The sequence below is a fragment of the Azomonas macrocytogenes genome (assembly GCF_014191985.1).
Classification (GTDB): domain Bacteria; phylum Pseudomonadota; class Gammaproteobacteria; order Pseudomonadales; family Pseudomonadaceae; genus Azomonas; species Azomonas macrocytogenes.
Genome location: NZ_JACHXI010000001.1, coordinates 165469 through 185191 on the forward strand (window position 1 = coordinate 165469; position 19723 = coordinate 185191).

The 19723-nt window shown below is 59.0% G+C and carries 24 protein-coding genes; 9 read left to right on the forward strand and 15 right to left on the reverse strand.

Annotation, left to right across the window (positions count from 1 at the left end; genetic code table 11):
- Nucleotides 1-83: 83 nt before the first annotated feature.
- The gene (gene murJ, locus FHR87_RS00720; protein WP_183164781.1) at nucleotides 84-1562 is read left to right on the forward strand and encodes a murein biosynthesis integral membrane protein MurJ; all 1479 of its coding nucleotides are present in this window, start codon (nucleotides 84-86) and stop codon (nucleotides 1560-1562) included.
- Between the two features lie 174 nt (nucleotides 1563-1736).
- Nucleotides 1737-2498, forward strand: coding sequence for a hypothetical protein (locus FHR87_RS00725; protein ID WP_183164782.1), 762 nt, complete (start codon nucleotides 1737-1739; stop codon nucleotides 2496-2498).
- A gap of 7 nt (nucleotides 2499-2505) precedes the next feature.
- Here FHR87_RS00725 and prmB read toward each other — a convergent pair whose 3' ends face one another.
- Nucleotides 2506-3429, reverse strand: a complete 924-nt coding sequence (prmB, locus tag FHR87_RS00730; protein WP_183164783.1) for a 50S ribosomal protein L3 N(5)-glutamine methyltransferase — start codon at nucleotides 3427-3429, stop codon at nucleotides 2506-2508.
- Between the two features lie 150 nt (nucleotides 3430-3579).
- Between prmB and FHR87_RS00735 the strand changes: the two genes are divergently transcribed.
- From FHR87_RS00735 to folE, 4 genes are all read left to right on the forward strand, one after another.
- On the forward strand, nucleotides 3580-4173 hold the full coding sequence (locus FHR87_RS00735; protein WP_183164784.1) for a cysteine hydrolase family protein: 594 nt from the start codon (nucleotides 3580-3582) through the stop codon (nucleotides 4171-4173).
- Nucleotides 4174-4311: 138 nt separating this feature from the next.
- On the forward strand, nucleotides 4312-4635 hold the full coding sequence (locus FHR87_RS00740) for a hypothetical protein (RefSeq protein WP_183164785.1): 324 nt from the start codon (nucleotides 4312-4314) through the stop codon (nucleotides 4633-4635).
- Between the two features lie 37 nt (nucleotides 4636-4672).
- Nucleotides 4673-5233, forward strand: coding sequence for a Smr/MutS family protein (locus FHR87_RS00745; RefSeq protein ID WP_183164786.1), 561 nt, complete (start codon nucleotides 4673-4675; stop codon nucleotides 5231-5233).
- A gap of 109 nt (nucleotides 5234-5342) precedes the next feature.
- The gene (folE, locus tag FHR87_RS00750; RefSeq protein WP_183164787.1) at nucleotides 5343-5888 is read left to right on the forward strand and encodes a GTP cyclohydrolase I FolE; all 546 of its coding nucleotides are present in this window, start codon (nucleotides 5343-5345) and stop codon (nucleotides 5886-5888) included.
- A gap of 86 nt (nucleotides 5889-5974) precedes the next feature.
- Here the strand turns inward: folE and FHR87_RS00755 are convergent, their stop codons facing one another.
- Nucleotides 5975-6601, reverse strand: a complete 627-nt coding sequence (locus tag FHR87_RS00755) for a glutathione S-transferase family protein (RefSeq protein WP_183164788.1) — start codon at nucleotides 6599-6601, stop codon at nucleotides 5975-5977.
- Between the two features lie 195 nt (nucleotides 6602-6796).
- On the opposite strand from FHR87_RS00755, the gene FHR87_RS00760 reads away from it, so the two are divergent.
- A complete protein-coding gene (locus FHR87_RS00760; RefSeq protein ID WP_183164789.1) occupies nucleotides 6797-7240 on the forward strand; it encodes a MarR family transcriptional regulator in 444 nt (147 codons plus the stop codon).
- Nucleotides 7241-7342: 102 nt separating this feature from the next.
- On the opposite strand, the gene FHR87_RS00765 is transcribed toward FHR87_RS00760, so the two are convergent.
- From FHR87_RS00765 to ccmA, 12 genes are all read right to left on the reverse strand, one after another.
- The gene (locus tag FHR87_RS00765; protein WP_183164790.1) at nucleotides 7343-8812 is read right to left on the reverse strand and encodes a sigma-54 dependent transcriptional regulator; all 1470 of its coding nucleotides are present in this window, start codon (nucleotides 8810-8812) and stop codon (nucleotides 7343-7345) included.
- A 145-nt stretch (nucleotides 8813-8957) separates the two neighbouring features.
- Nucleotides 8958-9254 carry a flagellar protein FliT gene (locus FHR87_RS00770; RefSeq protein WP_183164791.1) on the reverse strand — a complete coding sequence of 99 codons (297 nt, stop codon included), beginning with the start codon at nucleotides 9252-9254 and terminating at the stop codon, nucleotides 8958-8960.
- Between the two features lie 125 nt (nucleotides 9255-9379).
- Entirely contained in the window at nucleotides 9380-9793 is a 414-nt protein-coding gene (locus FHR87_RS00775; RefSeq protein WP_183164792.1) for a hypothetical protein, read from the reverse strand.
- Between the two features lie 59 nt (nucleotides 9794-9852).
- Nucleotides 9853-11052 carry a c-type cytochrome biogenesis protein CcmI gene (ccmI, locus tag FHR87_RS00780; RefSeq protein WP_183164793.1) on the reverse strand — a complete coding sequence of 400 codons (1200 nt, stop codon included), beginning with the start codon at nucleotides 11050-11052 and terminating at the stop codon, nucleotides 9853-9855.
- A complete protein-coding gene (locus FHR87_RS00785) occupies nucleotides 11049-11516 on the reverse strand; it encodes a cytochrome c-type biogenesis protein (RefSeq protein WP_183164794.1) in 468 nt (155 codons plus the stop codon). Before FHR87_RS00785 ends, ccmI begins: the two co-directional genes overlap by 4 nt.
- Nucleotides 11513-12043 carry a DsbE family thiol:disulfide interchange protein gene (locus FHR87_RS00790; RefSeq protein WP_183164795.1) on the reverse strand — a complete coding sequence of 177 codons (531 nt, stop codon included), beginning with the start codon at nucleotides 12041-12043 and terminating at the stop codon, nucleotides 11513-11515. Before FHR87_RS00790 ends, FHR87_RS00785 begins: the two co-directional genes overlap by 4 nt.
- Nucleotides 12040-14022 carry a heme lyase CcmF/NrfE family subunit gene (locus tag FHR87_RS00795; protein ID WP_183164796.1) on the reverse strand — a complete coding sequence of 661 codons (1983 nt, stop codon included), beginning with the start codon at nucleotides 14020-14022 and terminating at the stop codon, nucleotides 12040-12042. The genes FHR87_RS00790 and FHR87_RS00795 overlap by 4 nt, the downstream gene beginning before the upstream one ends.
- Nucleotides 14019-14486 (reverse strand): cytochrome c maturation protein CcmE, encoded by a 468-nt coding sequence (gene ccmE / locus FHR87_RS00800; protein ID WP_183164797.1) that lies wholly within the window; start codon nucleotides 14484-14486, stop codon nucleotides 14019-14021. Before ccmE ends, FHR87_RS00795 begins: the two co-directional genes overlap by 4 nt.
- A complete protein-coding gene (gene ccmD / locus FHR87_RS00805) occupies nucleotides 14483-14659 on the reverse strand; it encodes a heme exporter protein CcmD (protein ID WP_183164798.1) in 177 nt (58 codons plus the stop codon). Before ccmD ends, ccmE begins: the two co-directional genes overlap by 4 nt.
- Nucleotides 14656-15411, reverse strand: a complete 756-nt coding sequence (locus tag FHR87_RS00810; protein ID WP_183165108.1) for a heme ABC transporter permease — start codon at nucleotides 15409-15411, stop codon at nucleotides 14656-14658. The genes ccmD and FHR87_RS00810 overlap by 4 nt, the downstream gene beginning before the upstream one ends.
- 64 nt (nucleotides 15412-15475) lie before the next feature.
- Nucleotides 15476-16147: a heme exporter protein CcmB gene (ccmB, locus tag FHR87_RS00815; protein ID WP_183164799.1), complete on the reverse strand. Its 672-nt coding sequence runs from the start codon at nucleotides 16145-16147 to the stop codon at nucleotides 15476-15478.
- On the reverse strand, nucleotides 16144-16800 hold the full coding sequence (ccmA, locus tag FHR87_RS00820; protein WP_183164800.1) for a cytochrome c biogenesis heme-transporting ATPase CcmA: 657 nt from the start codon (nucleotides 16798-16800) through the stop codon (nucleotides 16144-16146). Before ccmA ends, ccmB begins: the two co-directional genes overlap by 4 nt.
- A gap of 563 nt (nucleotides 16801-17363) precedes the next feature.
- Between ccmA and fliK the strand changes: the two genes are divergently transcribed.
- Both fliK and FHR87_RS00830 read left to right on the forward strand, forming a co-directional pair.
- Nucleotides 17364-18902 carry a flagellar hook-length control protein FliK gene (gene fliK, locus FHR87_RS00825; RefSeq protein ID WP_183165109.1) on the forward strand — a complete coding sequence of 513 codons (1539 nt, stop codon included), beginning with the start codon at nucleotides 17364-17366 and terminating at the stop codon, nucleotides 18900-18902.
- The gene (locus FHR87_RS00830) at nucleotides 18899-19243 is read left to right on the forward strand and encodes an EscU/YscU/HrcU family type III secretion system export apparatus switch protein (RefSeq protein WP_183164801.1); all 345 of its coding nucleotides are present in this window, start codon (nucleotides 18899-18901) and stop codon (nucleotides 19241-19243) included. Before fliK ends, FHR87_RS00830 begins: the two co-directional genes overlap by 4 nt.
- On the opposite strand, the gene FHR87_RS00835 is transcribed toward FHR87_RS00830, so the two are convergent.
- Nucleotides 19224-19664, reverse strand: coding sequence for a rhodanese-like domain-containing protein (locus FHR87_RS00835; protein ID WP_183164802.1), 441 nt, complete (start codon nucleotides 19662-19664; stop codon nucleotides 19224-19226). The genes FHR87_RS00830 and FHR87_RS00835 overlap by 20 nt on opposite strands.
- Nucleotides 19665-19723: the final 59 nt, after the last annotated feature.

Consider the following 19723-nt stretch of genomic DNA (forward strand, 5'->3'; position numbering starts at 1 on the left):
GATGGCCAACCCCAGTCTATCAGGGGATTATTTTCCGGCAGCACATCGGATAAGCCTGCCGCCTGCATTCTATGGATTACGGAATGAGCACATCTCTTATTATCCTGGTACTGACTGTCGCCAGTTTCCTTCTTGGTTTTCTCCGTGACTTGTTCATTGCCAGATCTTTTGGACTGAGCTGGCAAGCGGACCTCATCTTCGTCTCGCTGATATTGCCGCTATTTTTCGAGAATTTCCTTGCCCTCGCCTTGCGCGATGCGATGATTCCCTATCTGCAAAAGCTGCGCAGCCAGTCGGAAGAACTGTTCCAGAATGTTGCACGCTGGATCTACTGGCGAGTCCTGTGGGCAGCCATAGCCATTACCATCCTGATAATGGCCATCAGTTACTGGATCATGCATGCCCTGGCCCCTGGCTGGTCGACCGAACAGATCGAACTGGGTCGCCTGACCTTCTGCGTCGGCTCCCTGCTGCTTGCCGTGCAGGGCGCACTCTATTGCCAGAGCGCGCTCCTGAACATGGATAAGGTTTTTCTGCTGCCGATGACCCGTACCGTCATGCTCAACGCCGGTGCCATCATCGGCATCCTGCTGTTCGAGCCAAGCGGCACGGTGATCTTCCTGGGCATGCTGCTACCCCAGCTCGGGCTGATCCTGGTTCAGCATCACCGGCTCAATTATGTACAGCTTTCACACCGGGCCCAGGCACCGGCCGAAGCCAAGGGACATGGCACCGAGTTCATCAAGGTTCTCGCCCCGATGCTGCTGGCCGCCGCCGCCCAGCAAGCCTGCATCCTCGCCGAGCGGATGTTCGCTTCGTTCCTGGCCGAAGGCAGCATCACCATGCTGTCCTTCGCCTATCGCATCGTCACTATCCCCCTGACGCTGTACGCCATGTCAGTACTCACAGTACTGTTCCCCCACTTTACCGAGAGCTGGAACAACAACGATCACACGGCACACAACGCCGCCATCCGCAAAGGCCTGCTCGCCACGCTGCTGTTCCTGGTACCGGCCGCCGTCGTGCTCAGCGCCTTTCCCGAAGCGGTGGTTTCTGTCCTGCTCGAACGTGGCCAGTTCGGCCCGCAGCAGAGCGAAGCCACATCGGTCCTGCTGATTGCCTATGCCATCAGCCTGCCCGCCGCCGGTATGGCAATGTTGTGGGGACGCGCCCTGCTCGCCCAGCACCAGTCACGGCTGTTTCTGATAATCACGCTGACCAGCTCGGCCGTGACTATCGCCCTGGATGCCCTGCTCTATCGTCCATTGGGTGCACAAGGCCTGGCGCTTTCCTTTTCTGCCGGCATCTCACTACAGGCATTGCTGATGGGGATCGGCATTTATTGGGTAACCCCGCAGGGCCTCGGCCTGGCCTTGTTGCTGCGCTGGGGAGTGGCCGCCGTCGCTATTGCCGCAACTCTGCACTACCTGCCTGAACCCCATGGTCTCCTGGATTTATGCATCTACATTCCCTTGGTCATCCTGAGCTTCGCCGCACTCCTGAAGATCCTGGGCGAAAAGGATCTGTTCAACCGTAGTTACTGGTCGATGAAAAGCGCCTGAAGCACACTTGACGTACAAGATCGCTGTATCGACAGCGATCTTGCCGTTGTATGAATCGATGTCTCTTGCAAAGATCGTTGCAAGAAAAACACTGAAGCTGCAGCCCTACAGACCCACCCCCAACTGCCGATAGCCTTGCCGAACGTAAACATGCACCCAGTTGCAGGCATCGCCATGAATCAGACTCCACCGCCTGAAGAACCCGAAGCCATCGATCCCTGGCCCGATCTCGCTCCGGAACATTTCGAACTGCTGCGTCTGGCGCCACTGCCCATCGAGCGCTCGACCGGTCAGCGCCCGTTGCACTTTGCCCGCTTTGGCCGGGCAGAGTGCAATAACGTTCGGCAAAGCCTGTTGCACCTGGACATCCGGCTACCCGGCCAAACAGCCCATGGCGAGATGAATAGATTGGACGTGCAGGTCGATCACCAGCGCAAAGCCATCCGTTTCGGCAAATATCCTCTGGTGGTGGAACCACAGAATCGTGGCCTGGGGCGCTTTCTGCTCGCCCAGGGTATCGCCTGGGCGCAACGGCGCTGGGCCAGCTATGCAGTCGAAGGTGGTGAACTGCCTCCCAGGGACGCCTCTACCGAAGAATCCCGCCAGCGCCGTGATCATGTCCTGCACAGCCAGGGTTTTCAGATCGACTACGAAGAAGGCCAGGAAAACCAGGTCCGCTATGGCGCGACACGGGTCGGCGCGCTGGATGCGAACTGGAATATCGGTCGGGTACAGATCGTCGATACCCTGGAAGCAGCCAACCTGCTGGAACAGGCCGAGCGTAGCCTGAACGAACAGCAGGCCAGCATCCTGCGGCTGGAAGAGCGCCTCGGCCTGCTGCGCCGGGAAGATGGCGCCCTACGCTTCGCCATCATCTGCCTGGTGGTCTTTGTCGTGTTCCAGGCCGGGCTGTTGATCTGGATCGCCACGCGCTGAGCAAAGCTCAGCGTCTCTCCAGGCGCTCGCGAAACAGTGCCTGGTGCTCCCGACACTGCCTGGCGGTGAGCAGAAATATTCCATGGCCGCCGTTAAGCAGATCCAGCCAGGTGAAATCCACTTCAGGATACAGTGCACTGACGTGCACCTGACTGTTGCCTACCTCGACGATCAATATACCCTGCTCCTCCAGGTGATCCGCCGCTTCGGCCAGAATCCGCCGGACCAGATCCAGGCCATCGTCACCACACGCCAGCGCCAACGCCGGTTCGTGGCCGTATTCGCGTGGCATATCGGCGAAATCCTCGGCATCCACATAAGGTGGGTTCGAGACGATCAGATTGAAACGCTGCCCCGGCAAACCTGCGAAAATATCGCTCTGTACGCTGTATACGCGATCTTCCAGTTCGTGCTGCTCGATATTCCGATTGGCCACCTCCAGCGCAGCGAAGGAAATATCGGCGAGCACGGCCTCCGCCTGGGAAAATTCGTATGCACAAGCGATACCGATGCACCCGGAACCGGTACACAGGTCGAGGATTCGTGCAGGCTCCACATCCAGCCAGGGACTGAAACGCTGCTTGATCAACTCCGCAATCGGTGAACGCGGGATCAGCACGCGCTCATCGACCACGAAAGGCAAATCGCAGAACCAAGCCTGACCGAGCAGATAAGCGGTGGGGATCCGCTCTTCGATGCGTCGACGCAACAGATCATGCAAATACTCTCGCTCGTCGTCTTCCAACTGGCAGTCCAGATAGGCATCGGACATTTCCCAGGGCAGGTAGAGAGCCCCGAGAACCAGTTGACGGGCGTCGTCCCAGGCATTATCAGTGCCATGGCCGAAAAACAGCTGCTCGCCGTGGAAACGGCTAACGGCCCAGCGGATATAATCGCGCAATGTTTGCAGACGAGAGGTCAAGGCACTCAAGAGGGCTACTCCGGTAAAATCGCGAGTCTAGCCGATAGGTGAGTTTCTTTCCTTTCGCCAACCGCTGAGGCGGGTGAGTTTTTGCAAGTAGTTCACAACTTCGTCATCTAACGCCACAATCCAGCCCTAACTCAGACCAAGGAGCGAGTAATGTCTAAGATCCAGACCATGCTTCAGCTCAGTGGCCGTGGCTATGCACCGGCGCAACTGGCCAATGCCACACTGCTGATCATTGATGTCCAGGAGGAATATAGAAGCGGAGTACTTGCTCTGCCAGGCCTGGGAAAAGCACTAGAAGAGATTGCCTGCCTGCTGAATGCGGCCCGCCAGGCCGGAACGCCCATCGTTCACGTCCATCACCTAGGGATCAGTGGAGGCCTTTTCGACCCGCAGGCGCCACGTGGCCAAATCATGCCCGAGGCTGCGCCACTGCCCGGCGAAACGGTGATTGCCAAACGCATGCCCAATGCCTTCTCCGGTACCGACCTGCACGAACGCCTGCAGCAGCTAGGCCGGCTCGACCTTATCGTCTGCGGTTTCATGACCCACTCCAGCATTAGTACTACCGTGCGCGCAGCAAAGGATTATGGTTATCGCTGTACACTGGTGGATAGCGCCTGTGCCACCCGCGACCTGCCAATCGGCGACGATGTTCTCGATGCCCAGCAGATACACCGCATGGAAATGGCCATTTTGGCGGACAACTTTGCAGTGTGCGTTCAGGACAGCAAAGCGCTTTGCTGATATGGGTATACGCTGTTGGAATTTCCCAAGGGAGGTTTCGATTCAACAAGGCCACCTGTCGATCATCGACCCATCCGGTCGGCAGGAGAACCTGGACTGCAGGTTCCGGTCACATCCCGTCCATCGTGAGGTACCGGAATGAAATCATCCAATGGCTTCGATGCCCGTCGTCTGCGTCCCCGCACCCGCAAGAACTGGCATCTACACCTGGGCACGTTCTGCGGCGCGTTGTTGGTCGCTCTGGGCATGTTCCTGGCCGTGATCGGCGTCTCCTCGCTGCTGGGCGAGGCCCAATCGCTCGGCAACCTATCCATCGGCCATGGCGCCGCCATCGCTTTGCTGATCTGCTGTGTCATCCCGATAGCAGGCGGCATCTTCAGTTGGCGGCGTTGCAGGTACCGTTTGCGGTGCCACTCCGATGAGTTGACCCTGTCTCCCCACTTATTGAAAAGACGCAACTGAAGCCTGCCATAGCCAACGGCCTCGACGCGGAGACCCTATGCAAAACGACGACGATTCATCCCTGTTCCAGGCAGCGGTACGCGGAGCCAGACCAATCGGTCATGATCGTGCCGATACTGGCAAGCCGCGCCTCGATATCCGGCGTATTACCGAGCAGCGCACCAATGCAACAAGCGCGACGAACGAAACGAAGGTCGACGGACTATCTGACCAGTTCGTGATCGATGTAGGTGCTGAAGATCCACTGCACTGGGTACGCGACGGCGTACAGGAAAGCCAGATACGCAAGCTCAAGGCCGGACAAGTCGCCTTCGAAGGTAGTCTCGATCTGCATGGTCTTACCGTGGAAAAGGCTCGCGAACAACTCTGGGCCTTTATCGCCGAAGCCTGCCGCTATGAAATACGCTGTGTCCGTATCACCCACGGCAAAGCCGCACGTATCGACGGCCGTCGGCCATTGATCAAAAGTCATGTCAATACCTGGCTGCGCCAGCATCCACAGGTACTCGGCTTTGCTTCGTGCCTGCCAAAGCACGGTGGCACCGGGGCCGTTTATGTAATGCTCAAGCGCACCATGCTGGAAGGCCGTGACGAATGACGTTTGTCTCCTGCTCGACGGCTGACGATCTTCCAAATACTTGCCAGCATGGCGCCAGCCCCCTACCCTGCTGGTCCAATGCTTTCAGGTAGTCTTAAAGGTTCGACACATGGCCCTTGAACAACATTACACAGCGATACTCGAGCAACTCGGCGAGGACGTTACCCGTGAGGGCCTGCTGGATACCCCGAAACGCGCAGCGAAAGCCATGCAGTACCTGTGCAAGGGCTACTCGCAAACCCTGGATGAAGTCACCAACGGCGCACTGTTCAGCTCGGACAACAGCGAAATGGTGCTGGTCAGGAACATCGAGCTATATTCGCTCTGCGAGCACCATATGCTGCCGTTCATCGGCAAGGCGCATGTAGCCTATTTACCCAATGGCAAAGTATTGGGCTTGTCCAAGATCGCCCGCATCGTTGACATGTATGCCCGCCGCTTGCAAATCCAGGAAAATCTCACCCGCGAGATTGCCGAAGCGATCCAGCAAGTCACTGAAGCCGCCGGAGTTGCCGTAGTCATCGAAGCCCAGCACATGTGCATGATGATGCGTGGCGTGGAGAAGCAGAACTCCTCGATGGTCACCTCGGTGATGCTCGGTCAGTTCCGCGACAACCCTTCGACTCGCAGCGAATTCCTGACATTGGTACGCTGAGATCCGGCCTGGCGCAAGGACAACCGCCCCCACTCGACGGTCAACCATTGCAGCCCGGGCAGAGCAATAGTGTGCAACCGCGCGCTTCAGGTTTTCGCATCGCCAAGCGGCACGAGTTCAAGCATCCCAACGTGCCGTAAGTGGCTGGCGACTCGTGCCAGCCAGGCGACGATGGCCGGATAGCGTTCCAGTTCAAATCCCCCCTCGTCCGCCACATGGGTATAGGCATACAAGGCCACATCCGCGATGGAATAGCGGTCTCCCACCAGATAAGGAGTTCGTTGCAACTGCTGCTCCATGACGGACAAGGCACGGTAGCCCTCCTTGCGCAGCCCTTCATATTCATGGCCACGCGCTTCCAGCAAACCCTGCATCTTTATCTGGCGGGCAACCGCAACATAAGGCTCGTGACTGAATTGTTCGAAGAACTGCCATTGCAGAACCTGGGTACGCAGGCGCGGATCGTTCGGTAAAAACTCACTGCCTTCAGCCAGGTAATTGAGAATTGCATTGGACTCCCAGAGATAACTGCCATCATCCAGCTCCAGCACCGGAATCTTGCCGTTCGGATTCTTTTGCAAAAAATCGGCGGAGCGGGTTTCTCCACGTAGCGGATCCACCGGCACCCAGGCGTATGAGCTGCCCAACAGGTGCAGCATCAGCCTCACCTTGTAGCAGTTGCCTGACCGGTAATCTCCATGGACCCTGTACATGACACTCGTCCTCTTACGGTAAAGTCGATAAATCCAGATATAAATCCCGATACTTATATATCTTAATATATCAATTGTACAAAGTCGGTCGAAAACGGATCGAAGGCCAATCTCCGGTCTATAGTGAAACGCATAGCCGGGAAACTATTGCAGACTGCTCGGCCATCTCCAGTTCGACACGGCAAATACGTCAACATGAACAACATCAAGAGAAGTACCGTCCGGCGCCCGACGATGGAAGCCTTTTTTTTCGGCTATCGCGCCTTCACTGCCAAACCCGATGAGATGCTGGCATATCGTGGATTATCTCGCGTCCATCATCGGGTGCTGTTTTTCATTGCCAGTTATCCGGGCCTGAGTGTCAAAGACCTTCTTGGCTACCTAGGGGTGAGCAAACAGGCATTGAATCACCCATTGCGCCAGTTGATGGATATGCAGCTGGTAGAAAGCATTCCCGGCACCGAAGACAAGCGCAAGCGCCTGCTGCGCCTGACTGCCCAAGGCGGCAGGCTCGAGCAGATGCTGCATCGCGAACAGGTTCGATTACTCAAACGGGCTTTTGTCGAGGCCGGAGAAACCGCAGTGGAAGGCTGGATAGCGGTAAACGCCGCCTTGGCGTTCGCGGAGTCCACGAAATAGAACAGAAAAAGATCAGACGGTAACGAACCCATCGAGCAGAGTGGTCTTCCGCCATTCACTCACTGCACATACAAGATAGACACAGCAAGCATGGAGGAAAAATCAATCGAAATGGTCTTCGCCGTCACGCCGGCTTATGCCGTACTTACGCATCTTCTCTACGAGCGTGGTACGACGAATGCGCAGGCGCTCAGCAGCACGGGCAACCACACCACCGGCATCATCGAGAGCCTGCTGGATCAGGCTCTGCTCGAGATTGCCGAGATACTCCTTCAGATCCAGGCCCTCCTCGGGCAGTTGGGTAGCGGACTCATAGCCGCCGGCTGGCGCCGAGATCGCGGCCCGTTCTTCCATCTGTTCGCTCAGCGCCGTCGCGAATTTTTCGTCCTCATCGTCCACATGGCGAAACTTCTTCGGTAACTCCATCACACCGATGACCCCATAAGGATGCATGATGGCCATGCGCTCGACCAAGTTGGCCAGTTCGCGTACATTGCCCGGCCAGTCGTGCTGACAAAGCGACATGATCGCAGCGGAATTGAAGCGAATCGAACCACGCTTCTCATGCTCCATACGCGAAATCAATTCGTTCATCAGCAGCGGGATATCTTCGACCCGCTCGCGTAATGGCGGCATGTCGATAGGGAAGACGTTCAGGCGGTAATAGAGATCCTCACGAAAGCTACCATCGCCGATCATCTTTTCCAGGTTCTTGTGGGTCGCGGCGATGATGCGTACATCGACATTCTGCGTGCGATTGCTACCGACTCGCTCGTAGGTACGCTCCTGCAACACCCGCAGGAGCTTTACCTGCATCGGCAAAGGCATATCACCGATTTCGTCGAGGAACAGCGTTCCGGTATTGGCCATCTCGAAACGACCTGCGCGCGAAGTGATCGCACCGGTAAAGGCACCCTTTTCATGACCGAACAGCTCGCTTTCCAGCAATTCGGCCGGAATCGCACCACAGTTCACCGGAACGAAGGGAGCATTGCGGCGCTTTGAGTGATAATGAAGATTGCGCGCGACCACTTCCTTGCCGGTGCCCGACTCGCCGAGAATCAATACGCTGGCTTCGGTATCGGCCACCTGCTGCATCATCTGCCGCACCTGCTGGATGGTCCGGCTGGTGCCCACCAGGCTACGGAACAGATCCAGCTCGCGTTGTACACCCCGTAATCCGGCCTGATCGTACACTTCGCGATAGACCTGGGCACGGTGCAAGGAATCCAGCAGTTTATTGTAACTCGGCGGCATTTCCAGGGTGGCCAGGACCTTGCGGCGCTGCTCTTCCGGCCAGTCGACCATAGAGGTCTCGCCGATCAGCAGCAGCGGAAGATTCTCGCTCCATTTGCCCAATTGCCTGAGCAATTCGCCATGACCACCGCGGTGCTCAACCTGGCCAAGCATCACGCCAAGGAAATCTTCGCAGGAAAGAGTGGCAACGGTATTTGACCAGTTGTCGCTCGTACAGATCACGTGGTTTTCGCCAAGAAAATTCAGAATCGTTGCCAAATCGCGCCGACGTTCGTTGTCGTCGTCGATCAACAGAATCTTGTTTTCACGCCACATCCGTTTTTCGCTTTCCAGAACCGGTGAAGCCCGGGTTCGCGTCGAAAAGGACGTTTACCGCAGACATATATAATTAGGTCGGTAGTTAAGACCAAAAGGATCAAATGGTCAATTTTATGACATACCCGAAAATGGGAGCGATGTCTCAACCAAACAAACGATATACCTTGGCTCTCTCGTGAGATTGCTTTATCTGGATCAACTCACCGGCGATTTTCTGCTGCTCATGCTGGCAGATGCCCACCAACTCCCGGTAAAGATCCAGCAACTCCTGCAAGGCGGCACGCAGTGAGACTTCGTTGCGCTGCGGCTCGCGCAGAAGCCCTTCGACGACCAGACGGCAATGCCGATCCAATTCACCAATGGCGGTCCAGTCTTGCCGCTGCAAGGCATTACGTAAGGCGCCACTGGTTGCGGCGAGTTGTTCGACGGAAGCGTTCATATGACTACTCCAGGGTTCCGGCCCCTTCAAGACCGATGCGGCATGCTCCAACGGGCCATGCTTGCTGCAACTTCTCTGTGTATCGACCTGTTCGGGCCCGACTTTAGTAGCCAGGATGCAATGTTTCAGCGATTGCGCAACCCAGGTGGAACGCTCGGTAACGCCACGGACTCCCAGGGGCCATCGGGGCGTGAGGAACACTGCCAGTCACCGTCGAAGCGATAAAAGAGACGCTGGCGATAATACAGGTCGCGTCCCTTCACCACATAAACGCCCAGATTGTTATCCCAGTAGGATGCGACGCCTGGTGGCGGCGCATAGCGTGGATGGCTCCGTTGCGTACTCGGCTTGGACGGTACGGGCGTGGTCTGTACCGGCGGCGGCGAGATGATCGGCCCCGGCGTTCGTGGCGGTTGTGAGGGAGTCGTTTGCGGGGCAGGTGTTGCCGGCGGTGCGTCCGGACGGGGCGCCTGACTGCTGCAGGCCGAAACCAGGAGAGCGAAAGTCAGCACGGCCCCGGTACCGATCGAGCTACGCATTGATTTGGCAGGGATCGAACGTCGATTCATCATGTTCTCGAAATATGCCGACAACATCCTCAAGGCTGCTTGTCGGGCTGGTCGATACTCAGTTGTACAAGCTGGCCGCTCACTGCCAACGGTTCGCTTTCGCCTTTCCATTCGCCTTTGGTGGCATCGCCGGATCGGGATATGCGAGCAGTCAGTCGGACCTGCTGGAAATCGGACAGTTTCAATTGTGCCATCATTGCATCGCCATCCCCGAGCGTCACGACAGCCGGCAGATCGGCCACCTTGAGCCGTTTCACCGCCAATGGCATTGCCGGACCGGACGCAGCCTGGGCAAAGACGAATACGCTATCGTCCGGCTTGACTCGCTTACCGAGCGATGCAGCCAGACTTACCCTGATACGCAACTGCGCTGCGACCGATGCGGAGTCCGTTGCTGTTGCACCCGGCAAGGCTTGCCTGGCGCGGGCCTGGTTGATCCCACTCTGGATCGCTGCACGCGACGGGTCCTGCTCAGGCAGCGAGGATACCAGGCGCTGCCAGTAGTCGGCCGCGGCCTCGAAACGCTCGGCTTCGAAGGCGACAATACCCAGCAGGCCAAGCGTGGTCGGCTCGTTCGGGTTTCCCTGCAGAGCTTCGTCGGCAAGTACCTGCAGCTTTTCGGTCCACTGGCGGCCTTCGGCAAAATACAGTGCCTGAGCCCATTGCCCAAGCAGTTCCGGCTGGCGTCCGCTCAGTTTTACTACCTGCTCGAACGCGCGCGCCGCATCGGCGGGACGCTCCTGGGCCATATAGGTGCGACCGAGCAGATACCACCCCTCGGCGGAATTCGGTTGCAGCTGGACGGCCCGTTCGAGGCGCACAGTCATCTCTGCCATGGACGACGGTTGCCTGGCGAATTCACGAGCCAGTTCAAGCTGATCGCTGGCTCCCCAGTGCAGATACAGGCCGATGGCGAGCACCGGCACCAGCAAGATGGCGAGCAGAGGAATAGTCCTGCCCAACGAGGTGTCGGGCCGCTCACGGGCACTTTCGGTATCCTCCAGCAATTCTCGCCCGGCTTCCGCCTGGGCAATCTCCAACTGTCCGGCATCGAGGGCGCCCATCTCACGCTGGGCCTGCAGTTCGCTCAGGCGTTCCTGATACAGGGCGACGTTCAGCGCCGTCCGATCCTGTTCGGCCTGGGCGCGACGACCACGCCACAGGGGAATCAGCAAAAAAGCCAGGGCGGCCAGCAATAACAGGCTGGCACCGATCCAGAAATCGATCATGGGTTGCGATTATCCAGCAAGGAGGCGAGCCGCTTGCGCTCGGCCTGGGAAAGCGTTTGATCCGCCGCGCCGGTCGCCGTACGCCGCTTGCGCAGGACAACGAACAGCAAGACCCCGAAACCGATCAACAGGAATAGAGCAGGGCCAAACCAGAGCAGCAGCGTATCCGCCTTCAACGGCGGCTTGTAACGGACAAAATCACCGTAGCGCGCCACCAGGTAGTCGACTATCTGCTCGTTGCTCTGGCCTTGTCCCAGCATGCGGAAGATCTCCTTGCGCAGATCCATGGCGATCGGGGCGTTGGAGTCGGCGATATTCTGGTTCTGGCACATGGGGCAGCGCAACTCTTCGGTCAGCGTACGGTAGCGCTCGCGCTCGGCCTCGTCGGCAAACTGATAGGTATCGATGGCCGCCTGGCTGGTCAGCGCCAGGCTCAGCAAAATGGTCGCAAGCACTCGCTTCATTCGTTGACCAACTCCTGATAGAGCGGAGCGAGCTGCTCGCGCCAGACACGTTCATCGATAGCGCCTACATACTTGTGACGGATGATGCCCTGCTTGTCGATGAAGAAGGTTTCCGGCGCGCCATACACGCCAAGATCCAGCCCAAGGCTGCCCTGCTCATCACGGATATCGAGCTGGTAGGGATTATGGAATTGTTCGAGCCATTTCCGGGCGGCGGCATTGTCATCCTTGTAATTGATGCCATGAATTAGAATGCCTTGCCCGGCCAGTTTGTTCAGTACCGGATGCTCGGCCTTGCAGGCCACGCACCAGGTTGCCCAGACGTTCAGCAATGCTGGCCGCCCCTGGAGGTCAGCCGCACTCAGTATTCGCTGCGGATCGTCGACCGCAGGCAGGGAAAACGCCGGCACTGGTTTGCCGATCAGGGCTGACGGCAGTTCGGCCGGATTCAGAAACAGGCCCCGATAGAGAAATACCGCAACGGCCAGAAAGATCGCCAGCGGCAATAACAGCAGAATTCGTTTCATGCTTGAACGCCTCGATTGCTCATTCCCAGCGCCGCGCGTACGCCCGTCTTGACCTTGACGCGATAACGCTGGTCACTGGCCGCCAGCGCCCCGCCACAAGCCATCAGCAAACCACCCAGCCAGATCCAGCGGACAAAGGGTTTTATATGTACGCGCACCGCCCAGGCACCATTTTCCAAAGGCTCGCCCAGGGCCACGTAGAGATCACGCGTCAGGCCGGCATCGATACCCGCTTCGGTCATCGGCATGCGTTGGACCAGGTAGAGGCGTTTTTCCGGATGTAATACCGCTACCTCGCTACCCTCTTCCTTGCTAACCCGGATGCTGGCTTTGTCGGATACATAGTTGGGGCCTTCTGCATGGGTGGTTCCTTCGAAACCAAAGCGATAGCCACTCAACTCCAGCACATCACCGGGCGCCATGCGCAAATCGCGCTCTACGTTCTGCTGGGTGCTCAACACGATGCCGAGTGCGCAGATGGCAACGCCGGCATGGGCCAACTGCATTCCCCAGTAACTTGGCGTCAGGCTACGCAGGCCTTGCAGCACGCTCTTGTGGCGGATCTTGCCAAGCAGGTCGCGCAAGCCGGCCAGTATCACCCAGGCAGCCAGCAAACTGACCGCCAGCACTGACCAATAGAAATCGTCGAACCACAGTGAAGCCAGCATGCCGAGCGCCACACTGGCGAGCAGCACCGGGATCAGCATGCCGAGCAGCCATTGCAGCGGCGTATCCTTCCAGCGCAACAACACGCCCACCGCCAGGGTGAACATCAGCAGGGCCATCAATGGCAGGAACAAGGTGTTGAAGTACGGTGGACCGACGGACAGCTTGGTACCGGACAAAGCATCCAACAGCAGCGGATAGAGCGTGCCGAGCAGGATGGTCGCGGTAGCGACCACCAGAATCAGGTTATTCACCAGCAGCAGGCTTTCCCGCGAGCGCAGGGCGAAACCGATCCGGCTCTTGACCACCGGCGCCCGCAGCGCGAACAGCGTCAGGGAACCGCCAACCACCAGCAGCAGGAACGCCAGGATGAACACGCCGCGCTCGGGATCGGTGGCGAAGGCATGCACCGAGGTCAACACACCGGAACGCACCAGGAAGGTGCCTAGCAAGCTGAGTGAAAAGGCCGCGATGGCCAGCAGTACCGTCCAACTCTTGAACAACCCGCGCTTCTCGGTCACGGCCAGCGAATGCAGCAGCGCCGTGCCCACCAACCAGGGCATGAGCGAGGCATTTTCCACCGGGTCCCAGAACCACCAGCCGCCCCAGCCGAGCTCGTAATAGGCCCACCAGGAGCCGAGCACGATGCCGATCCCGAGAAAAGTCCAGGCAACCAGCGTCCAGGGCCTCGACCAACGGGCCCAGGCGGCGTCCAACCGACCACCGAGCAGCGCGGCGATGGCAAAGGCGAAAGCCACGGAAAAACCGACGTAGCCCATGTAGAGCATCGGTGGATGCACCACCAGGCCAAAGTCCTGCAGCAATGGATTGAGGTCGCGCCCATCAGCCGGCGCTTGCGGTAATAGGCGCTCGAAAGGGTTGGAAGTAACGATCAGAAACGCCAGGAAACCAATACTGATCAACCCCATCACACCCAGCACCCGGGCCAGCATGTCCTCCGGTAATTGGCGGGATAGCACCGATACGGCGAAGGTCCAGCCACCGAGAATCAGGGCCCAAAGCAAGAGCGAGCCCTCATGGGAGCCCCAAACCGCGCTGAGTTTGTAGTACCAGGGCAAGGCGCTGTTGGAGTTGGCCGCTACATAGGTAACGGAGAAATCGTCGGCCAGGAAAGCCTGGGCCAGACAGGCGAAGGCAAACAGCAGAAAGGCGAATTGTCCCCAGGCCGCCGGCTGCGCCAGCCCCATCCACAGCCGATCACCGCGCCAGGCGCCAATCAACGGCAAAGTGCCCTGTATGATTGCCATGCAGAGGGCCAGGATCATCGCCAGATGACCAAGTTCCGGAATCATTTCGGCGTCTCCCGGTTGGCTGTCTCGTAGTGTTTGAGCATGCCGCTCTGCTCCAGCGCCTGGGTTACTTCCGGCGGCATGTAGTTCTCGTCATGCTTGGCCAGCACCTCGTCGGCCAGCAGGGCGCCATTGGCATCGACCCGCCCCAGGGCCACGATACCCTGCCCTTCGCGGAACAGATCGGGCAGGATGCCCTGATAACGCACCGTGACGGTTGCAATACCGTCAGTCACACGAAAGGAGACCGTCAGCGAATCCTGGCCGCGTTCGAGCGAGCCTTTCTCCACCAGCCCGCCGGCACGAATCCGGGCGCCTGCCGGAGCCTCGCCCTGGGCGATCTGGCTCGGTGTGTAGAAAAGGTTGATGTTCTGCTGCAAGGCAGAAAGCGCCAACGCCGCAGCAATTCCCACCCCGGCGAGAATCGCCAGCACGATGAACAAGCGCTTCTTACGCACAGGATTCACTGCATTTCCTCCCGGCGCATACGCCGCGCCTCTTCCTGCAGATAACGCCGCCGCGCCAATAGCGGCAGTGCCACATTCAGCGCCAACACCACCAGAGTGATGCCGAAGGACGACCAGACATACAGGCCATGCCGGCCCATGGCGAGAAATTCAGCGAAAGATGAAAAACTCATGACCGTCGCTCCACCAGCGCCGCAACTTCGGTCCTGGCCCAAGCACTGCGCGATTCGCGCTTGAGTACTTCCAGGCGCATGCGCAGCAGCAGCACAACCGCGAAAAAGCAATAGAAGCCGATGACCAGGACTAGCAACGGCAACCACATCTCGACCGGCATCGCCGGTTTCTCCGTCAACTTGAAAGTGGCCGTCTGATGCAAGGTATTCCACCACTCGACCGAGTATTTGATGATCGGGATATTCACCACGCCGACAATCGCCAATACCGCGCAAGCCTTGGCCGCGCTATCACGATTACCGATCGCCTGCCCCAGGGCAATGATGCCGAAATACAGAAACAGCAGGATCAGCATCGACGTCAGGCGCGCATCCCAGACCCACCAGGCGCCCCAAGTCGGCTTGCCCCAGATGGCACCGGTCAACAGTGCGACGAAACACATCCAGGCACCGATGGGCGCGGCCTGCTGCAAGGCGACATCGGCCAGCTTCATCTTCCAGACCAGCCCGACCACCCCAGCCACGGCCAGCATGACGTAGATCGACTGAGCGAGAAATGCCGCCGGTACGTGGATGTAGATAATGCGAAAGCTATTGCCCTGCTGGTAATCCGCCGGGGCGAAGGCCAGCCCCCAGGCGATGCCGATGCCGATCAGCAACGCCGCCGCCCAGGCCAGCCAGGACAGCCAGCGCCCACTGATCTCATAGAACCATTTGGGCGAACCCAGTTTGTGCAACCACGTCCAGCTCATCGTCATTGGATTCTCATACCAGAAATCGGGTTATCGGCCAGATCCATGCCAAGGGCTATCGACTTCATTCGCCCACTCCGATGGTCAGCCCGGCAGCGATGGCGAAAGGTGCCAGGGTGACCGCCAATGCGGCCAGGCTGGCCAGCCACAGCAAATGACCGGTCGCAGGCAAGCCTTGCAAGGCTGCCTGCAGTGCCCCGCTGCCAAGAATCAGCACTGGCACGTACAACGGCAGGATCAACAGGGCGAGCAACAGGCCTCCGCGCTTGAGCCCAACGGTCAGGGCCGCCCCGACCGCTCCGAGCAGGCTCAGGACCGGCGTGCCCAACATCAGGGACAGCACCAGCACGGGCAAGGCACTGGCTGGCAGACCGAGCATCAAACCGAGCAAAGGTGCGAGCAACACCAGTGCCAACCCAGAAAACAGCCAGTGCGCCAGGACCTTGGCCAGCACCAGCAACGGCAAGGGATAACCCGACACGATCCACTGCTCCAGCGAACCGTCCTCGAAATCGCCACGGAACAGGCCGTCCAGAGACAGCAGCACGGCCAACAGCGCCGCGACCCAGAGCAACCCCGGTGAAATACCCTGCAGCAGTTGCGTTTCCGGCCCCACCGCCAGCGGAAAGAGTGCAATCACGATGGCGAAGAACACCAGCGGGTTGGCCAGCTCAGCCGGGCGCCGACAGAGCAGCCGGGCCTCATGCATGGCCAGCAGCAGAAAAACGTTGCTCATGCGGCGCGCAATCCCAGGTCTAGCTCACGAAAATTCCGGGCTTTCTCCGTCAGGCTGTGATGGGTGGTGAACACAACCATTCCACCCTGCTCGCAATGCCGGGCCAGGTGGATTTCCACCTGGGCCACGCCAGCCTTGTCGAGAGCGGTGAAAGGCTCATCGAGAATCCAGAGCGGCGGCGGCGCCAGATACAACCTGGCCAGCGCGACCCGGCGCTGCTGGCCGGCGGATAGCGTATGGCAAGGCACATCCTCGAAACCGCGTAGCCCGACCTCGGCCAGCGCCGTCCAGATCGCCTCGCGAGAGGTCGAGCCGCACCGGTTCAGTGCACCCAGCCAGGCGAGATTCTCTTCGGCACTCAGCAACCCCTTGATCCCGGCTGCATGGCCAATCCAGAGCAAGCTGCGCGCCAGTTCCGTACGCTGCGCCGCCAGCGGCTTACCGGCCAGCAACACAGAACCTTCGGTAGGCGGCATCAGGCCAGCCAGCAAACGTAGCAAACTTGTCTTGCCGCTGCCGTTGGGGCCGGCTACCTGCAGCATGTCTCCCGGTTGCAGGTGCAGCTCGAGCTGATCGAACAGCAACCGACGATCACGCTCGCAAGCGAGGCCTACAGTGGCAAGAAAAGGAATGGGCGGAGCGGAATCTGACATCGGGGCTGTTGGTCTCGAGTGTACTGCTGCCTGAAAGCGGACCCGAAGCCCGTCGACTGCTCAAGATGAAAAAGATCCGGCCGTTACAGAGGAACGAGCGAATCGAATGTCACGCGATTATACATGCTCGCTTCATTCCTCGAAGGTTACAGCTTCGCCAGGCTGGCAAAGCCGGCCACAGACTGACGAAGGGTCTGGAAGCGAGATCCATTTTGTGTCACCTGCCCCGATTCCGATCGACCCATGGCACTCCCCATCAGGCAAAGGTTTTCGATACCTCCATGATTGGCATCAAGGCGACTCAAACGATCATCCGGACAGTTACCCAGGCTGTCGATCCGGCAGCGCAGCTACAGGCGCTGCGACACGCCTTGCTTGCCAGCGACGCAAAAGCGGAAAGTATCGGAGCCCGAGCGCCGGTGCCGGATTTCCAGTTCCTGCTGCAACCGGTAGGAGATAATGTTCGGCAGACCGCTCCCGATGTGGTCTATACCCGTTTCGATACAACGAGCGATACCCATCTTCTGCCAGTAGAAAGTATCGAAGAGACTCGCGATATTCAGATGAGCGAAATCAAGGCAACCCAACCACTCGCCCAGCCCCATGCTCCGCGTCCGGCAAGCCTTTCGACGGAGCTGGCCTTGAAACTGGTCCAGCCGCTGCAAGGGCTTCTGGCCATCGGCGAGAGCTCGGTAGCTGAAGTCGTCGAAGTTCGCCAGGCGGCCCAGGATTTCCAGATAGCGCTGCGCCTGACCCTGGATAATGGTCGCCAGGCCACGTTGAATGCCACCAGCCCGGCCCCCGTTTCGCTGGGCAGTGCCTACACGGTTACGGCACTTGCGCAAAACCGCTTGTTGGCCAGTCTGCAGCCGGCCTTGCAGCAACCCCTGGAAAGCCTCGATAGTGAACGGGTTCCGCCAGGCACCCGGCTACAGGCCAAAGTAGTGGCCAGCCAAGCGGACATACAAGGCGCGACAAAGACGTTCAAAATAGTGGTCGATCTGCTCGACACGCCGCTGGCCGGGCGCCGGCTCATCATGGAGTCCAGTCGGCCATTACCGGTCGGCAGCCTGTTGACGGCGCAGGTACGCGATAATCTGGCACTGACCTTCGTGCCTTTGGGTGACCAGCAGGACCGGCTGGAACTCAGCCATCAGCTAAACACTCAATTTGCCCGGCAAGCTTCGCTTCTGCCGTTATTCGATGCGCTGCAAACCACAGATGACTTACCGCCCGCCTCGCGCCAGGCAGCCGACCGGCTATTGGCCCTGCTACCGGACATGCAGCAACTGACCGACGCTCGGGTACTGGCAAAAACGCTACAGGAAAGCGGCCTGTTTTTCGAAACGAAACTGTTGGCCGGACAAACGGAAAATACCCAGGACGATCTAAAAGCCGGCCTGCTGCGCCTGATCGCCCAACTGCCGCCCAATTTGCCGGGAAGCTCGCCGCAGGCCTTCGCCCAGATCAGCAGCGGTATGGCCCAGGCGCTTCCCGCCCTGGCCCGGCAGATGCTGGGAGCGCTTGGCGCGTCTTCGCGCCAACAGGCTCTCGACTTTCCGTTACCCAACCGGCTGCTGCCAGGACTCGGCGACAACCGCGATCTGGAGTCCTTGCTGAAACTGGCCAGCGCGGCCATTTCCCGCCTGCAGACCCACCAGCTTGCGAGCCTTGCCCAGACTCAGACCACGCCAGAAGGCTTGACCCAGACGACCTGGCAACTGGAAATCCCCATGCGTAACGGCAACGACATCGTCCCCCTGCAGGCCTGGATACAACGCGAGGAAGAGTCCGCACCTGCCAGCCAGCAGGAGCGGAACAAAAACGAATCCCGCATCCTCTGGAAAATAGAACTGGCTTTCGACGTTTCCCCCTTGGGGCTGCTGCAAGTCCAGGCCCAACTGCTCGATGGCACCCTTTCCAGCCAGCTCTGGGCCGAGCAGCCGCATACGGCGCAACTCGTATCGAGCGAGCTGGACAATCTCCGCCAGCGCCTGCTTCAGGCCGGTCTGAACGTGGGCGAGTTGAGTTGTCGCCAGGGCATCCCGACGCAGACTCCGCGCACCACACTGGAGCAACGCTTCGTGGATGAGACAGCATGAATAACGATAGACAGGCAGATCGACGCCAGGCCGTAGCCCTCGGCTACGATGGCATCAGTGCCCCCAGCCTCACCGCCAAGGGCGATGCCGACTTGGCCGAGGCCATTCTCGCCCTCGCCCGGGAGCATGAGGTTCCCATTTACGAGAATGCCGAACTGGTACGCCTGCTGGCGCAACTGGAGTTGGGCGATGCGATTCCGCAAGCGCTGTATCGTTGTATCGCTGAAATCATCGCGTTCGCCTGGCACCTCAAGGGAAAATGTCCAGCTGGCTTTGCCAGCGATGAACAACCAACTGCCGCCCTGGCCGATCTTCCCCAGCTCAACGCACCTGAGCACTGAGCGAAACCAGTTCGCCGGCCATTCCCTTGCCCTGCGGAAGATCGGCCAACTGCCAGGCAAAATAGCCATCGCGAAAGTAGTAAACGTGCCGGTAGCCCCAGGTCGCTGCAAGCCCGGCCGCTGCTGCGCCGTTTTCGCACAGATCGCTATCGCAATAAATGACTAGGGGAACATCCCGGGGCCAGCGCTTTTCTTCGAGGTTGCCGAATTCGTCGTAGAAATCCAGGTGTACTGCGCCATGCACATGCCCCCAGCTCCACTCGGGAGTCGGCCTGATATCAACAAATACCGCCCCCTTGTCGTAGAGCTGCTTGGCCTGGAAAAGATTCACTGTCGCGACATCCTTGATTCGCCTGGGGATTTCCTGCGCCGACAGCCAACCGGGAATCAAAAACACCGCGAAGATCAGGATGCGAGACATGACTTCTCCTGGATTATTCGACCAACTTGATGTCAGCTTCGAGAGCATACGTAGAGGCA

Excerpts from the sequence above, each read along its gene's own strand:
- murJ (WP_183164781.1), top strand. The coding sequence starts at position 84 with ATGAGCACATCTCTTATTATCCTGGTACTGACTGTCGCCAGTTTCCTT.
- FHR87_RS00725 (WP_183164782.1), top strand. The coding sequence starts at position 1,737 with ATGAATCAGACTCCACCGCCTGAAGAACCCGAAGCCATCGATCCCTGG.
- FHR87_RS00735 (WP_183164784.1), top strand. The coding sequence starts at position 3,580 with ATGTCTAAGATCCAGACCATGCTTCAGCTCAGTGGCCGTGGCTATGCA.
- FHR87_RS00740 (WP_183164785.1), top strand. The coding sequence starts at position 4,312 with ATGAAATCATCCAATGGCTTCGATGCCCGTCGTCTGCGTCCCCGCACC.
- FHR87_RS00745 (WP_183164786.1), top strand. The coding sequence starts at position 4,673 with ATGCAAAACGACGACGATTCATCCCTGTTCCAGGCAGCGGTACGCGGA.
- folE (WP_183164787.1), top strand. The coding sequence starts at position 5,343 with ATGGCCCTTGAACAACATTACACAGCGATACTCGAGCAACTCGGCGAG.
- FHR87_RS00755 (WP_183164788.1), bottom strand. The coding sequence starts at position 6,601 with ATGTACAGGGTCCATGGAGATTACCGGTCAGGCAACTGCTACAAGGTG.
- FHR87_RS00760 (WP_183164789.1), top strand. The coding sequence starts at position 6,797 with ATGAACAACATCAAGAGAAGTACCGTCCGGCGCCCGACGATGGAAGCC.
- FHR87_RS00765 (WP_183164790.1), bottom strand. The coding sequence starts at position 8,812 with ATGTGGCGTGAAAACAAGATTCTGTTGATCGACGACGACAACGAACGT.
- FHR87_RS00770 (WP_183164791.1), bottom strand. The coding sequence starts at position 9,254 with ATGAACGCTTCCGTCGAACAACTCGCCGCAACCAGTGGCGCCTTACGT.
- FHR87_RS00775 (WP_183164792.1), bottom strand. The coding sequence starts at position 9,793 with ATGCGTAGCTCGATCGGTACCGGGGCCGTGCTGACTTTCGCTCTCCTG.
- ccmI (WP_183164793.1), bottom strand. The coding sequence starts at position 11,052 with ATGATCGATTTCTGGATCGGTGCCAGCCTGTTATTGCTGGCCGCCCTG.
- FHR87_RS00785 (WP_183164794.1), bottom strand. The coding sequence starts at position 11,516 with ATGAAGCGAGTGCTTGCGACCATTTTGCTGAGCCTGGCGCTGACCAGC.
- FHR87_RS00790 (WP_183164795.1), bottom strand. The coding sequence starts at position 12,043 with ATGAAACGAATTCTGCTGTTATTGCCGCTGGCGATCTTTCTGGCCGTT.
- FHR87_RS00795 (WP_183164796.1), bottom strand. The coding sequence starts at position 14,022 with ATGATTCCGGAACTTGGTCATCTGGCGATGATCCTGGCCCTCTGCATG.
- ccmD (WP_183164798.1), bottom strand. The coding sequence starts at position 14,659 with ATGAGTTTTTCATCTTTCGCTGAATTTCTCGCCATGGGCCGGCATGGC.
- FHR87_RS00810 (WP_183165108.1), bottom strand. The coding sequence starts at position 15,411 with ATGAGCTGGACGTGGTTGCACAAACTGGGTTCGCCCAAATGGTTCTAT.
- ccmB (WP_183164799.1), bottom strand. The coding sequence starts at position 16,147 with ATGAGCAACGTTTTTCTGCTGCTGGCCATGCATGAGGCCCGGCTGCTC.
- ccmA (WP_183164800.1), bottom strand. The coding sequence starts at position 16,800 with ATGTCAGATTCCGCTCCGCCCATTCCTTTTCTTGCCACTGTAGGCCTC.
- fliK (WP_183165109.1), top strand. The coding sequence starts at position 17,364 with ATGAGCGAAATCAAGGCAACCCAACCACTCGCCCAGCCCCATGCTCCG.
- FHR87_RS00830 (WP_183164801.1), top strand. The coding sequence starts at position 18,899 with ATGAATAACGATAGACAGGCAGATCGACGCCAGGCCGTAGCCCTCGGC.
- FHR87_RS00835 (WP_183164802.1), bottom strand. The coding sequence starts at position 19,664 with ATGTCTCGCATCCTGATCTTCGCGGTGTTTTTGATTCCCGGTTGGCTG.